Origin of the sequence: Thalassospira sp. CH_XMU1458, from assembly GCF_037027205.1 — a bacterium.
GTDB lineage: Bacteria > Pseudomonadota > Alphaproteobacteria > Rhodospirillales > Thalassospiraceae > Thalassospira > Thalassospira tepidiphila.
This window is the reverse complement of the sequence record NZ_JAYMDW010000003.1, coordinates 623951-637834: the sequence shown is the minus strand read 5'-3', so window position 1 is coordinate 637834 and position 13884 is coordinate 623951. Positions and strand designations below refer to the sequence as shown.

The following is a 13884-nucleotide window of genomic DNA, read 5'->3' as shown; positions in this document are numbered from 1 at the left end:
GAATGCGTCTTAAGACCTTCACCGCCCCCACCATGACCGAGGCGATGGGGCTCGTTAAAGAGCACATGGGCACTGATGCCATCATCGTCTCCACCCAGGATATCCCCGGCAGTGGTGTGCGCCTGACGGCCGCCCTTGATCGTGATCCCGACTATGGCGATGACGACGGCCCGGCCCCCGCCCTTCAGGAACAGCTGGATGCGGTCGAGGCCGCCTTGACGCGGCATAATTTGCCGGAACGGCTGCGCATTCGCCTGTGTGATCTGATGGGGCGCGAAACGGCTGCTGCATCCGAGCAACAATTGCTGGCCGGTGCGCTTGATGAAATCTTTGATTTCTCGCCCCTGCCGGAAAAGAACACGCCGCGCGCGTTGGCCTTCGTTGGCCCGCCCGGATCGGGCAAAACGCTGGCGGTTGCCAAAACCGCGGCACGTGCGGTGATGAAGAAACGCAAAGTTGCTGTTCTTTCAACCGATTACAAACGTGCCGGTGGCATGGCCCAGCTTGAGGCCTTTACGCGAATTCTCAAGATTGATCTGCTTGCGGCGAAATCACCGGACGATCTCAAGGCGCGCTTTGGCGAAATCCGCGAAGCCGATGTCATCCTGATCGATACGGCAAGCTGCAACCCCTATCTTGAAACCGAAATTGGCACGCTTCGTGAATTCATGAAAGCGGTGCCGAGTGAACCGGTGCTGGTGAACCCTGCGGGGATTGATGCCTATGAGGCGGCTGACATTGCCAATGCCTTCGCAGATGGTGGCGCAACACGTGTCGTGATCTCGCGACTTGATGTTGCCGCCCGACTTGGCGGTGCGCTATATGGAGCCGATTCAGGAAATCTTTCCCTTTGTAATGTCAGTATGACAGCCCAGGTTGCGGACGGCCTCACCGCCCTTAGTCCCCTTGCCTTGGCAAAACTTCTGATACCGTCCCATCGCGCTGATACCGCGAAACCGAGCTTCTCCGAGGTCGTGAAATGACTACCAAGTCTGATGCATCACCCAAATCTGCCCCGCGGGCCAAAGGCCGCAATGTCCTTGCAGTTGCATCTGGCAAAGGCGGCGTTGGCAAGACCTGGTTTTCCATTACGCTCACCCATGCGATGGTTCTCGAAGGCCACAAGACCCTTTTGTTTGACGGTGACCTTGGCTTGGCCAACATCGACATTCAGCTTGGCCTGATGCCGAAATATGATCTGGGCGGCGTGATTGCCGGGCGGATCAGCCTGAAAGATGCAGTCACTCACTTCCCGGATGGCGATTTTGATATCATTGCCGGGCGCAGCGGATCGGGCAGCCTTGCCAACCTTCCGGCCACCCGGCTTCAGGCGCTGTCGGACGATTTGCTCCAGACCGGCAAGGAATATGATAAGGTATTGATCGATCTTGGTGCCGGTGTTGATCAAGGCGTGCGTCAGATGACCGGCCTTGCCAATACGGTGATTGTGATTACCAACGGCGATCCGACTTCTTTGACTGACGCCTATGCCTTTATCAAGATCACCCATATGGCCCGCCCGAAAACCGATATCCGGGTGGTGGTCAATATGGCCAAGGACAAGAAAGAAGGTCAGGCGATCTACAACAAGCTTCTCAAGGCGTGCGAGGGTTTCTTGAAGATTTCGCCGCCGTTGCTTGGCGTTATTCGTGCGGATTCCAAGGTATCGGAATGCATTCGCAACCAGACGCCGCTTCTGACCCGTCATCCGAACTGCGATGCCGCCCAGGATATAGAGGCAATCGCCCAAACCCTTCTTGAGGAGTAGGTTGTCATGACGCTCCCGCCACAAGCAATATCGCCCGGCCCTGCCGTCGGTGGACATGCTTCGGCGGGTGGTACTGCCGGACAGGCCAATCAGGGTTCGGTTCCGGCACAAATCAATGCAACCGTCACAACCGCCACCCCGCAACAGGTCGCTGCCGCACTGGCCAAGCTCCCGGTCGAAACGTTGTTGCAGGCCTCGGTCCAATCGCAATCGGGCAATCAACTGACCCTTGCCACTGCCCTTGGTTCGGTCACGGTCAGGATCCCCACCCCGCTTCCCAGTAATCTCGGCGATCTTCTGTGGGCCCGCATTCCGACAACCAACCCCGCCACCGGCCAATCCGCAACGGGCGGCAACCCGGCCGATGGCATGCGCCTGCAACTTCTGCCGCAAACCCTGTCGCCGGGGGGATCCGGGGTAACCGGTGCCCTTGCCAACGGAAATATCGCTGGCAGCAGCCTGACACCCGGCCAGACATTTGGCGCAGTGACGACATCCATCCTGACCATGCCCAATGGCACCCAATTGCCCGCCGGAAGCCAGACACAAGTCATCTTTCTGGGTCAGGGCACGGTAACCGCACAGCAAGCCGCCAATGCCATGGCGTCTGCGGCCCAGGCCGGTTCTGCTGGTTCGGCGGGTATGGCTGGTGGCGCAGGCACAGGCGGCGTGGCTGCCGGAATGGGACCAACAATTGCCGCACAAACAGCCGCCGGGCAGGCCCCCGCTGGCACCTTGATGCTGACCGGGACAGTCTTGCCCCCTGATAGTGCCGAGGCCCGCCTGCTGCCGCAGGGTTTCACAGCCCTTCGTACATCCGCCGGTATTGTTGGCATCAAATTGCCGGTTCCCGCGCCAACGGGCGCAACCCTGTCATTTAACGTTGATCCATCGGGCGGTGCCAAGGTATCGACATCCGTCCCGATGACCGAGGCACAATTGATCGCGCGCGGTCAGGCCGCCGCCCTCACCCATGACTGGGACAGTCTGCACAGGGCGGTTAGTGCCCTGCAGCAACATGATCCCGGCGCAGCACTCAGCATGCTGAACAACATTCCCCAGGCTGGCCCCAAACTGACCACCACCATGATGTTCTTCTTTGCTGCCATGACAGGCCAAGGCGGCAGTTTGCGTGGCTGGCTGGGCGATCGTGCCGCGACCAGCCTGGCCACACTATCCGATACAGACGGTGGCGGGCTTAAACGGCTTGAAGGTGATTTTGCCCAGTTGCGTGCGATGGCAACCGAAGAACGTCCGGATGGCTGGCGCGTGATGGCGATGCCCTTCAATATGGGCGACAAGATCGAACAGCTTCAATTGGGCTGGCGGCATGGTGATCGTGAAAATGATCCCGACAAACCCGATGATCAGGGCACGCGTTTCCTACTGGATCTGTCTTTCAGTGTTGTCGGCCACACCCAGCTCGACGGTCTGGTCAAGGGCGAGGACAGCAAGTTTGATCTGATTGTCCGCACCGAAAACCCGTTGCAATCCCATAACCGCGATGACATTCGCGGCATCTTCCGCGAGGCCCTTCAAATTGCCGGTTACACCGGCCATATCCTGTTTCAGGATGGGTCGCGGTTTGTCGAAATTGGTCCGGTGCCCGATGGCAAAGACCCGCATTCCCACCACGGGATCGAGGCATAAGCATCATCATTCTGAAATGAATGCTTTTCCTGCCTTGGGCGCGGACGTATCCTTGAATTCATCCCTTATGACAACGGTTGGAAGCCATGCTTGAGATTTATCAGCGCCGTAATCTGATCCAGACAGAGCCGAACCCGGGCACAAGGATTGATTATGTCGTTACCCTGCAAAGCAATCTGACCGGCGCCAAGGATGTCTTTCCAGCCCGCCTGACGCTGCGTTATGTGCCCGACCGCCTGATCCTTAAAACCAGCAATCTGGCAGAATATTACGCAGAGATCGCCAGTATCGAGTTCGAGAATTTCGAAGCCGCCGCCGTTTTGTTGATGGATGATTTCAATAACGAACTCGTCCCACGCTGGATCAGCCTGCGTCTGGACAAACAGACAGCCGATAACGATCAGGTCTTCCACCACGAAACCGCGCTTGAAGACCGGCAGCCGAAATGGGGCAACCCGCGCCTTCTGGATCGGCTTGAACGTTACTGAGCAATCAGCGGAACGGGTTCCCGTGCACCCACTGGGTCAGGGAATAACGAAGACCCGCCGTGGTCGGTGCCACGCGGTGCAAAACAAAGCTCGGAAAGAAGATCGCAGATCCCCGCGCCATCGGTGCATCGATAAAGTGCCCGGCCGGGTTAAGCTGCAATTGTCCGCCTTCATACTGATCAGGCTCGGAAAGCTGGATCACCATCGTCAGTTTGCGACGGCGTGCAACGTCCGATGCACCAACATCACTGTGCCAGTCATAATGCCCGCGCAAATCCCCGGCATAGCATGCAATCTGGGCATCCTCGGCAAACTCGGTCAGGGAAAAGTCAAAGACGTTGCGATTGACCTCGGCAACCAGATCAACAATCCGTCGACAGACAACCGGTTCCTGTTCTTCGTTAAACCAGGTGATTTTGGATCGGCGAATATGGGTCGCGGCCTGCCCCTGTACGAGGCCACCTTCATCCATCTCGTGGGCAAAGCCATTGATCAGGCGGTCACAGGTCGCCGGATCAAGCGCATCCGGGGCAATTGCAAACATTTCTTCAGGGAACATTTACGACACTCTCCAGGCCGCACGGGCCTTTTGATTTAACGTCTGGGGCCCAAGATCATTCTTTGCGACAAGATGCTCTTAAGACCAATCATCGCGCGATACCAGAAAATTCAAACCCTGTCATCGATCCATGTCCGCGTATCTAGCCACGCAGTTCAATCACCCGCCCACCGGCCGCCGCACCGTCTTCAGGGTCATGGGTTACCATCAGGGTCGGCAGGCTGTTCTTGCGACACAGGTCAAACACAAACGACCGGATCTGGGACCGAAGGCCGCTATCGAGTTTTGAAAATGGCTCATCAAGCAACAAGGCACAAGGTTCTGACAACAGAACCCGCATCAGGGCCACCCGCGCGCGCTGCCCGCCCGACAATGTTGCCGGATCACGATCATAAAACCCGTCCATCTCGGCACTGCCAAGGGCTGCCTCAACCCGCGCACGCCGGGCCGCACGACCCTTGATATGCGCGGGCAACGCAAAGGCCAGATTGCCGCCCACCGAAAGATGAGGAAACAGCAAGTCATCCTGAAACAGAATGCCGACAAGGCGGTCTTGTGGTGCCAAACCATCAAGCACCCTGCCATCAAGAACCACCTGACCGGTCACCTCGAACGCATCGGGCAAGGTGCCGCAGATATGCCCAAGCAAACTGGATTTCCCCGATCCGCTGGGCCCCATCAGGGTCACGATCTCGCCCGGCGCAATGGTCAGATCGACCGCAACCAGTTCACGCCCGTCAAGGCGCACCCGCACGTCATGCAATTCCAGACCGTTTTTGGCTGCTTCAGGCATGTGTCATCCTTGTCATCCTTTGTTCTGGGCACCCATGCCGCGACGGTGACAGAATAAAACCGCCGGGATCAGCAAGGCCAGGGCAAACCCGGCAAACGGTAAAACCATCTGAAACAGGCCATAAATCCCGATCATCCGACGATCCCCGCCCGAGGCCAATGCAACCGCCTCGGTCGTGACGGTGGCAAAGCGCCCTGCCCCGATCAGAAGTGTCGGCAAATACTGCCCGACCGTGACGGCAAGCCCGACCGCGGCGGCGGTTAAAAACGCACGGGTCAACAGCGGCAAGCGCACCTGCCAAAACACCCGCGTGGGCGACGCGCCAAGACAAAGGGCTGTTTGCCCATAACGCGGATCAAGGGCGCGAAACGGTTCAGACAGCGATAAGAACACATAGGGCGCAACAAACACCAGATGCCCAAGAACGACCGAGACCAAGGTACGTTCCAGCCCAAGCAGGCTAAAGAACACCTGCAAACCAAACATGAAGCTGATTTGCGGCACCAGAAGCGGCAAATAAGTCAAAAACATCGCCCGCCGCCCGGCCGGCTTGCCGGTGCGCACTTCGTTCTCAAGACAGGCCAGAACCAGCGTTACGGCAATCACAACCGCCGGAATACCGATCAGAAGGGTGGTTGTCAGGCTATTGCCAATCGCATCAAGTTCCCGCGCCCAAACACGCAGCGAAAAACCACGCGGCAACAGATCGGGAAATGCCCAGAACCCGGCAACACTCCAGACCAGCAAGACCACAAGCCCAAGAACCACTGTTCCGGCCGCCACCAGCGCCATCACTGCCGACACACCACGCACAGCCCCATCTTGCTTGAACCGGTGGCCATCGATCGCCCAACGGGCACCAATCACGGCGACAAGCCGCTCACCCGCAATCCAGATCGCCATGGCCGCGATCACGATCAGCAATTGCAGCACGGCTGCACTTGATGCCATGAACCGTAAGGCAAGATCGGGATCGGACAACCATCCCAGAATGCGGACTGCCAGCGGGGCCGGTGTTGTCGGGGCCAGAATGATCGCCACATCAACAACCGACGTCGAATAGGCCAGAACCGCCAGAACCGGCAAACGGATCTGCGGATAGATGCGGGGCAATGTTGCCTTGAACCATCCGGCAATCCTGCCATAGCCAAGACTTGCCGTGACCTGTGCCGTGCGGTCTGTGTCTGCCTGTGGCAAGGCAGACAACGTCATCAGAAACAGAAACGGGATTTCCTTGGCAACCAACCCGGCAATCAGGGCGATCCCCCAAGGATCATGGATGATCGCAACATCCGGAGGCCGATCCCATCCGGTAAATTGCGCCACCACCCGAACAAACCAGCCCGATGGCGCAATCAAGAATGCCAGACCAAACGCCGCCGTCGCATGCGGTACCGACAGGATCGGCGAGAGGATCCGTTGCAGGGCGTGAAAAGTGCGTGTGCCCTGCCACGCGGCACAAAAAAGCATGACAATCGCAACCGAGACAAAGGTTGCGATCAATCCATTGACCAATGAAAGCCGGATCGAGGCCCCCAACCCCGGCTGTGCCACCAAGGCATGCCATGGATCAAGGCTGGGCGTCGTGCCGCCAAGGGCGGGCAATATCCCGAACGCAGGCAAGATCGTCCCGATCAGCCCGGCAGAAACCGGGCCAATCATCAGAACAATCGTCAGAATCGGGATAAATCGCAGCATGCGCGATTATTGCACAACGCCGTAACGCTTCTGCCATTCTGTTTCGACAAGCGACATCCAGCTTGGATGCGGTTCCGGCAACACGGTGCCGCGCTCAGAGGGCGCAAGCGATGCGATGCCAAGATCAAGATTGGCAAAGGCTTCCTGCATATCTTGGGGAAGTTTATCCATCGCCAGTACCGTATCCGCGCCCCAATATTTCGGGTCCTGCTTGCGCAGTTGCGCTTCGGGTGACATCAGGAAATCGGCCAGTACAACTGCGCCTGCCTTGGCCGATGCGTTATAGGGGATGGCGACGAAGTTGGTATTGCCAAGGGTGCCGTTCTCAAACACATAGGACCGCACGGTATCAGGAAGCTCGAACGCCTCGATCGCCGATGACACTTCGCCAGAACTGAACGAAAAGGCGATATCGACCTCGTTATCGGCCAGAAGGGTGCGCATCGATGCCCCGTTCTGCGGATAGGCCTGACCATCGCGCCACAAAAGCGGCTGCAAGTCCTCAAGATACCCCCAAAGCGGTGCCAGGGTCGCCTCGGCATCGGTTTCATCGGCGGGCTGTTGCAAAACTTTTGGGTCTTTGACCAGTTCGGTCAGGATCTGCTTAAGGAAGGTCGAGCCCATATAGTTTGGTGGCTGCGGATAGGTGAACCGCCCCGGATGTTTCACCAGCCATTCCAGCAATTGCTGGGCGGATTTCGGAACGGTATCAAGCTTGGCGGTATCGTAATAGAAACTGACCTGCGCCATGCCCCACGGCGCTTCAAGCCCGTCGGTCGGAACCGTGAAGTCATTGATCACGGTTGGTTTGCCTTCGACATCGACATAGGCAAAGTTTGGCGTCTGTTCCGCCCACGGTCCGAACAAAAGGTCATTGCGCTTCATCGCCGCAAAGTTTTCCCCGTTAATCCAGATCATGTCGACGGCACCGCCATCATCGACACCGGCGGTCTTTTCCGACAAAACGCGGGTAACGGCATCGGCGGTGTCGGTCAGTTTGACCTGAACGACCTCAATGCCATAGCGTTCGCGCACCTGTTCACCGGCCCAGGCGATGTAATCATTAATGCGCGGCTCCCCGCCCCAGGCATGCCAGTAAACGGTCTGGCCACGGGCCTGATCCAGAACCGATTGCCAGTTCCCGACATCCGGCGCCGGGTCTGCAAAGACAGGCGTCGACAACGTCGTCGTCGCAAGCCCCATTGCCAGCGCCAAAGCAGAAACGAAAGTGCGCATTTTTGATCGCATCTCGGACAATCCTTTTACCTGATGACCCAAAGCCCTTCCCGCATGCCGGGCGTGACTGGTTGATTGGTTTTGTTCCTGTCAGTTTTTCAACAGACGGCACATAAAATCAATTCACGCTTGCGTTAGGGGTCTATCAAACACACTTTGTCTGCAACAAGTTGTTCGCTTTTTGCGCCCCTGTTTAGGAAGTTTTCGATGTTTGAATGGATGAGTGATCCCAACATGTGGATGGGCCTTGCCACCCTGACCGCGCTCGAAATTGTGCTGGGCATCGACAACATCGTTTTCCTGTCGGTGATTGTGTCGAAACTTCCGCAAAACCAACAGGCATCGGCACGCCGCATCGGTCTTTTGGCGGCAATGGGCATGCGGCTGGGGCTTCTGGCCGGTATCGCATGGGTTATGCAACTGACCTCGCCGCTTTTTGCTGCCTTTGGTCAGGAAATCAGCGGCCGCGATATGATCCTTATTTTTGGTGGTCTATTCCTGATTGCCAAAGCGTCCAAGGAAATTCATCACACCATTGACGAGCCCGAAGAACACGGCCCGGGCAAAATCATGTCGAGCTTCGCCATGACCATCCTGCAGATCATGTTGCTTGATATTATTTTCTCGCTCGATAGCGTCATCACAGCGGTTGGTCTGGTCGATCATATTTCGATCATGGTGATCGCGGTCATCGCATCGGTACTGGTGATGCTGATGGCGGCCAAGACCATTGGCGACTTTGTCGAACAAAATCCCTCTGTCAAAATGTTAGCGCTATCATTCCTTATTCTGGTAGGGTTTGTGCTGCTGCTTGACGGGGTCGAAATACATGTACCGAAAGGCTACATCTATTTTGCAATGGCCTTTAGCCTGTCGGTCGAGACGCTCAATCTTCTGAACCACAAACGTAAACTCAAACGTCGTGCGCAAGAGAATGGCTGATGAAAAAAGTTGATCCGCCGCTATGTCTGGCAAACGCCTTCATGGAACGCGAACTTGAAAACGTCGACGTATTTGAGTTTCCCGAAGGCACACGCACAGCAGCCGACGCCGCAAACGCCATTGGCTGCGATATCAGCGACATTGGAAAATCACTGGTCTTCATGACCGAGGCTTCCCGCCCGGTCCTGATCATCATGAATGGTGCCGATCAGGTCGATCTCGACAAGGTCGCCGCCCTGCTGCGTTTATCCGTCCGCAAGGCCGATGCCACCGAGGTCCGCGAACATACCGGCTACGCCATTGGCGGCGTTCCACCCTTTGGCCACGCCAAGCCCGTGGAAACGCTGATTGATAAAAGGCTTCTGGCAAAGAAAACCGTCTGGCTTGCCGCCGGGACACCGAAAACAGTGTTTGAGCTTAAAACAAGCGACCTCAAGCGCGTAACCGGCATCGAAACCGGCGTTAATATCGCCGTCTAACTATCCCGGAAATCACATAAGCCCGTCATCGCGTGTCGCCGAACGCATGCCGATTTCGTCAAGTTCGTCTTGTTCTTTCTTGTCTTCTTCGGCGCGTTCGGCCTCAAGCCGATTACGTTCGGCAATTTCGGCAGTTTTAAATTCTTTGAAGGCGTCAGCAACTTCATCGCGGAAGACGTCGATCTTTTCTTCCTGTTCGGCAATCATTTTTTCGATTGCCTCACGCTCTGCGATCACTGCGGAGGCAAACCCGCCATAGGCAAACCCGGCAAGTTCCGGATTTTCGGCCGCGATCTTTTGTTCGGCCAGTACCGCCTGTTCGAGGGCTTCTTTTTCCGCTTCAAGATTACCCAGAACACCAAGCATTTCGCCCAATTGGCGCTGCTTTTCATCAAGCGCCCATTTGCGCATGCGCACCAGTGTTTTGAAATCCTTGGCCATGGGTTACCCCCTAGGGTCCGCGATCATTACGATCCATTCCCTGATGCGTCATTCCCGCCTTCGCTCAGCGCACGCTTGGCCGCGTTCAGGTCCTGCCCGTCACGTTGTGACCGGCTGTTAACCTTGGGCCCGCGATTGATCTTGGGCCCGATTGACGGCGGTGGTGCAGGGCGGGGGGCTGGCATTTCCGGCCCTCCTGCGGGCTGTTGCGGCTTGGCACTTCCCGCTTGCCGCGCCTGTCCACCCGGTTGTCCTTGGGCAGGTGCAGGCTGTTCGGGTTGCTCGGCCAGCATATCGAGGCGCCGGGCCAATTCCAGATATCCCTCATTCAGGCGCGTGCATTCTGTCTTGCGCTGTTTCAGGAATTCCTCGATCAGCGGGAAGTAATGAATGGCTTCATCGACCTTGGGATCAGTTCCCTTGCGATAGGCGCCAAGGCGGATCAGTTCCGCCATGTCATCGTAGGTCGCCAGAAGCTGACGCGCGCGGGCAACGATCTGGTTTTCTTCCTCGTTATTACAGCCCGGCATGGTACGCGACACGCTGCGCAGGATATTGATCGCCGGATAACGGCCCTGCTCGGCAATGGCGCGATCAAGCACCACGTGGCCATCCAGGATACCGCGCACCGCATCCGAAATCGGTTCGTTATGATCATCGCCATCAACCAGAACCGTAAACAGCCCGGTGATTGATCCCTGCCCCGGCCCGCCTGGACCAGCGCGTTCCAAAAGACGCGGCAATTCGGCAAACACAGTCGGCGTATAGCCCTTTGATGCCGGCGGCTCGCCCACCGAAAGGCTGATTTCACGTTGCGCCATGGCAAAGCGGGTCACGGAATCCATCATGCACAGCACATCGCGCCCGACATCGCGGAAATATTCCGAAAGCGCCATAGTCATATAGGCCGCCTGGCGGCGCATCAGCGGCGGTTCATCCGATGTCGCAACGACCACGACCGAACGACGCAGGCCTTCTTCGCCCAGATCATCTTCGATGAATTCGCGTGCTTCGCGGCCACGTTCGCCAATCAGCCCCACCACCGACACATCCGATGTCGTGTGGCGCGTCATCATTGACAGCAAACTTGATTTACCAACACCCGACCCGGCAAAGATGCCCATACGCTGCCCGCGACAGCAGGTCAGAAACGTGTTCATCGCCCGCACACCAAGATCAATCTTGCCCGCCACCCGTTGGCGCGAATGGGCCGATGGCGGCATGTTGCGGATCGGATAAGGCCGATTGCCCTCAGACAGCGGGCCTTTGCCATCAACCGGCTCGCCAAAGGCATTGACCACACGGCCCAGCCAGCTTTCATCGGGATAGACCTGCGGTTGGGTATCGCCAAGTTCGACTTCGCAGCCGATCCCGATCCCGTCCAGAATGCCAAACGGCATTAAAAGGGCGCGTTCGTTGCGAAAACCAACAACCTCGCAAATCACGGTTTTGCCATCGCGCCGTTTGACCTTGCACCGGTCACCAACCGACAACGCACCTTCAACCCCGCCAATTTCGACCAGAAGGCCCAAAACGGCAGTCACCCGGCCAACCACGCGATAGTCGGGAATACGGCGGAGTTCTGCGACGATATTGCGGCCAATCTGAAACACGGGCGGTTCTTTTCAGCGAAAATGGTACAAACAACTCTTGTAACACGGAATTTTGCCCCGCCGAACGGTTACAGGGGTGGCAAATCGTACCGCGTCGTACCAAATATATAGTCATAATCGGTATTAAAAAGCCGTGTAGACGATTAAATCGATTTTTTTTCGTTGCATAAGGCTTTTGGAATTAACACCGCAAACCGTTGGGAAAACTTGCGTTCCGTCCCCGAGTCGCTTCTTTGAACGAAAAAAAGTTAACAAGTTGCGACTCGCCTGCTTGCCACGAGTCGCAAAGCAACGTATCGTTAACCGAATGGGGAAAATTTCCCAAAGGCCGGCAATCGTTGGGGCGCTTGTCGATCTACCGGATCAACACGGACTTATTGCGGAACACGGTAACGGAGCAGAGACATGCGGGTGCTGCTTGTTGAGGATGACAACACCTATGCTGACAGCATCGAATTGATGCTTAAGTCTGAGGGCATGGTGATTGACACTACCGACCTTGGGGAAGATGGTCTCGAGATCGGCAAGCTTTACGATTATGACATTATTCTTCTGGACCTTATGCTGCCAGATATTGACGGCTACGAGGTCCTGAGACGTTTGCGCGACGCACGCGTCGAAACACCGGTCCTGATCCTGTCGGGTCTGACCGAAACCGAAGACAAGGTCAAAGGCCTTGGCTTTGGCGCAGATGATTATCTGACCAAGCCTTTCGAGAAAACCGAACTTCTGGCACGTGTACAGGCAATTGTTCGCCGTTCACGCGGCCATGCCCAGTCGATGATTTCGACCGGTAAGCTCAACGTCAACCTGGATGCACGCACCGTCGATGTCGATGGCAAACCGCTGCATCTGACCGGCAAGGAATATGGCATCTTGGAACTGCTGTCGCTGCGCAAGGGCACGACACTGACCAAGGAAATGTTCCTCAACCACCTTTATGGCGGTATGGACGAGCCGGAACTCAAGATCATTGACGTCTTTGTCTGCAAACTGCGCAAGAAAATCCAGTCTGCGACCAAGGGCGACAATTACATCCATACGGTTTGGGGCCGGGGCTATGTCCTGCGCGATCCCGACACCAACAGCGCTGCGGCCTGATTTTCGGGAACTTGGTATCAGGCATGCCTGATACCGCCCCAACAGTTGCCGCTATACGAAAAACGCCCCGGTTCATCTCCGGGGCGTTTTTCGTTTCCGATCACGGCAAATAGATAAGCGGATCAACAAGGCCACTGATCTGCAACCGATCAATCAGTTCGAAAATCGGGATCACCATCAGAAAGACCAGCCCGTCGCGCAATGTTCGCCACAAAAGATGCGGGCGAACTTCAAGGATCTCGGCATCGCACCAGGCACCAAACCGCGGGCCAAAGCGCGGCACGCGCGTTTTGTAATCTTCAAAGGATGCGCCAAAAAGTGTCGCAAGCGCCCTTTCTTCGCGCAGGATCACGGGCAAGAACACACCAAACGCCGCCACCCCGAACAGCAGGGCAATCAAAAGGCTTCCGGTTTGTGCGCCAATGCCGACCGCGCCGATGAAGCTGAACATATAAAGCGGATTGCGGCTGATGGAATACGGGCCGGTATCAGTCAGATCGCGGGCCTTGCGCCCGCCGATATACAGCGTGCACCAGGCCCGCCCGAAAATGGCAATCAGGATCAGGACGATCCCGCCGGTCTCGAGCGTTTCATGGGTAAACATCTCCACCTGTGCCAGCGACTGCATGAGCGGAAGCGCGCAAAGCACCAACAGCGCAATGCCTGCAATGGCAAACTTGCGACGGCGCTGGACACGGCGAAGGTCCTGACGCGGTGTGGCGATCGTGTCTGATGGATTTAAGGTCATTGGCCTTCCCGACTTTCAGTTCAACAGAACAGTCGGCAAGAAACCAACTGTCAGCTACTTCTTGTCGTCCGGTTTGCCAAAGCGGGACCGATCAAAGGTCGTGGACGGGCGCGTGGTTCCGCTGGAACCGCTTGTATTGCTGCTGCCTGTCCCCGGCCGCTGTGTCGTACCACCGGCACCAGCACCGGTTCCGGTGCCAAGCGGGCGGCGATAGGTCGAACTAGTGGTATCCGTTGTTCCCGGACGTGTGGTTGAACCTGTACCAGTCGAACCTGACGGTCTGCTGAACGCGCTGCCTGTTGTGCCTGATCCCGTGCTGCCGGTTCCGGTTGTTCCCGGACGGGCGGTGGACGGGGTGGTGCCAAGCG

Annotated in this window: 14 protein-coding genes; 7 read left to right on the top strand and 7 right to left on the bottom strand. The window is 57.0% G+C overall.

Annotation, left to right across the window (positions count from 1 at the left end; genetic code table 11):
• Window positions 1-2 precede the first annotated feature (2 nt).
• The 4 genes from WBY09_RS16955 (at window position 3) to WBY09_RS16940 (ending at window position 3906) form a co-directional block, all read left to right on the top strand.
• Window positions 3-983, top strand: a complete 981-nt coding sequence (locus WBY09_RS16955; RefSeq protein ID WP_063087470.1) for a GTP-binding protein — start codon at window positions 3-5, stop codon at window positions 981-983.
• The gene (locus tag WBY09_RS16950; RefSeq protein ID WP_336233375.1) at window positions 980-1768 is read left to right on the top strand and encodes a MinD/ParA family protein; all 789 of its coding nucleotides are present in this window, start codon (window positions 980-982) and stop codon (window positions 1766-1768) included. Before WBY09_RS16955 ends, WBY09_RS16950 begins: the two co-directional genes overlap by 4 nt.
• A gap of 6 nt (window positions 1769-1774) precedes the next feature.
• Entirely contained in the window at window positions 1775-3418 is a 1644-nt protein-coding gene (locus WBY09_RS16945; protein ID WP_336233374.1) for a hypothetical protein, read from the top strand.
• A gap of 86 nt (window positions 3419-3504) precedes the next feature.
• Window positions 3505-3906: a hypothetical protein gene (locus WBY09_RS16940; RefSeq protein ID WP_064788884.1), complete on the top strand. Its 402-nt coding sequence runs from the start codon at window positions 3505-3507 to the stop codon at window positions 3904-3906.
• 4 nt (window positions 3907-3910) lie between these two features.
• On the opposite strand, the gene WBY09_RS16935 is transcribed toward WBY09_RS16940, so the two are convergent.
• From WBY09_RS16935 to WBY09_RS16920, 4 genes are all read right to left on the bottom strand, one after another.
• Entirely contained in the window at window positions 3911-4465 is a 555-nt protein-coding gene (locus tag WBY09_RS16935) for a prolyl hydroxylase family protein (protein ID WP_197146861.1), read from the bottom strand.
• 142 nt (window positions 4466-4607) lie between these two features.
• Complete coding sequence (locus WBY09_RS16930) at window positions 4608-5258, bottom strand: ATP-binding cassette domain-containing protein (protein ID WP_336233371.1); 651 nt, start codon at window positions 5256-5258, stop codon at window positions 4608-4610.
• Window positions 5259-5270: 12 nt separating this feature from the next.
• Window positions 5271-6956, bottom strand: coding sequence for an ABC transporter permease (locus tag WBY09_RS16925; RefSeq protein ID WP_336233369.1), 1686 nt, complete (start codon window positions 6954-6956; stop codon window positions 5271-5273).
• A gap of 6 nt (window positions 6957-6962) precedes the next feature.
• Window positions 6963-8192 carry an ABC transporter substrate-binding protein gene (locus WBY09_RS16920; protein WP_336233368.1) on the bottom strand — a complete coding sequence of 410 codons (1230 nt, stop codon included), beginning with the start codon at window positions 8190-8192 and terminating at the stop codon, window positions 6963-6965.
• Window positions 8193-8399: 207 nt separating this feature from the next.
• Between WBY09_RS16920 and WBY09_RS16915 the strand changes: the two genes are divergently transcribed.
• A complete protein-coding gene (locus WBY09_RS16915) occupies window positions 8400-9134 on the top strand; it encodes a TerC family protein (protein ID WP_336233367.1) in 735 nt (244 codons plus the stop codon).
• Window positions 9134-9613, top strand: coding sequence for a YbaK/EbsC family protein (locus WBY09_RS16910; protein WP_336233366.1), 480 nt, complete (start codon window positions 9134-9136; stop codon window positions 9611-9613). The genes WBY09_RS16915 and WBY09_RS16910 overlap by 1 nt, the downstream gene beginning before the upstream one ends.
• A gap of 12 nt (window positions 9614-9625) precedes the next feature.
• Here the strand turns inward: WBY09_RS16910 and WBY09_RS16905 are convergent, their stop codons facing one another.
• On the bottom strand, window positions 9626-10054 hold the full coding sequence (locus tag WBY09_RS16905) for a flagellar FliJ family protein (protein ID WP_336233365.1): 429 nt from the start codon (window positions 10052-10054) through the stop codon (window positions 9626-9628).
• Window positions 10055-10080: 26 nt separating this feature from the next.
• On the bottom strand, window positions 10081-11667 hold the full coding sequence (fliI, locus tag WBY09_RS16900; RefSeq protein WP_063087450.1) for a flagellar protein export ATPase FliI: 1587 nt from the start codon (window positions 11665-11667) through the stop codon (window positions 10081-10083).
• Window positions 11668-12072: 405 nt separating this feature from the next.
• On the opposite strand from fliI, the gene ctrA reads away from it, so the two are divergent.
• Window positions 12073-12768 carry a response regulator transcription factor CtrA gene (gene ctrA / locus WBY09_RS16895; protein ID WP_008891622.1) on the top strand — a complete coding sequence of 232 codons (696 nt, stop codon included), beginning with the start codon at window positions 12073-12075 and terminating at the stop codon, window positions 12766-12768.
• Window positions 12769-12868: 100 nt separating this feature from the next.
• Here ctrA and WBY09_RS16890 read toward each other — a convergent pair whose 3' ends face one another.
• Complete coding sequence (locus WBY09_RS16890; RefSeq protein ID WP_336233363.1) at window positions 12869-13516, bottom strand: methyltransferase family protein; 648 nt, start codon at window positions 13514-13516, stop codon at window positions 12869-12871.
• Window positions 13517-13884 lie beyond the last annotated feature (368 nt).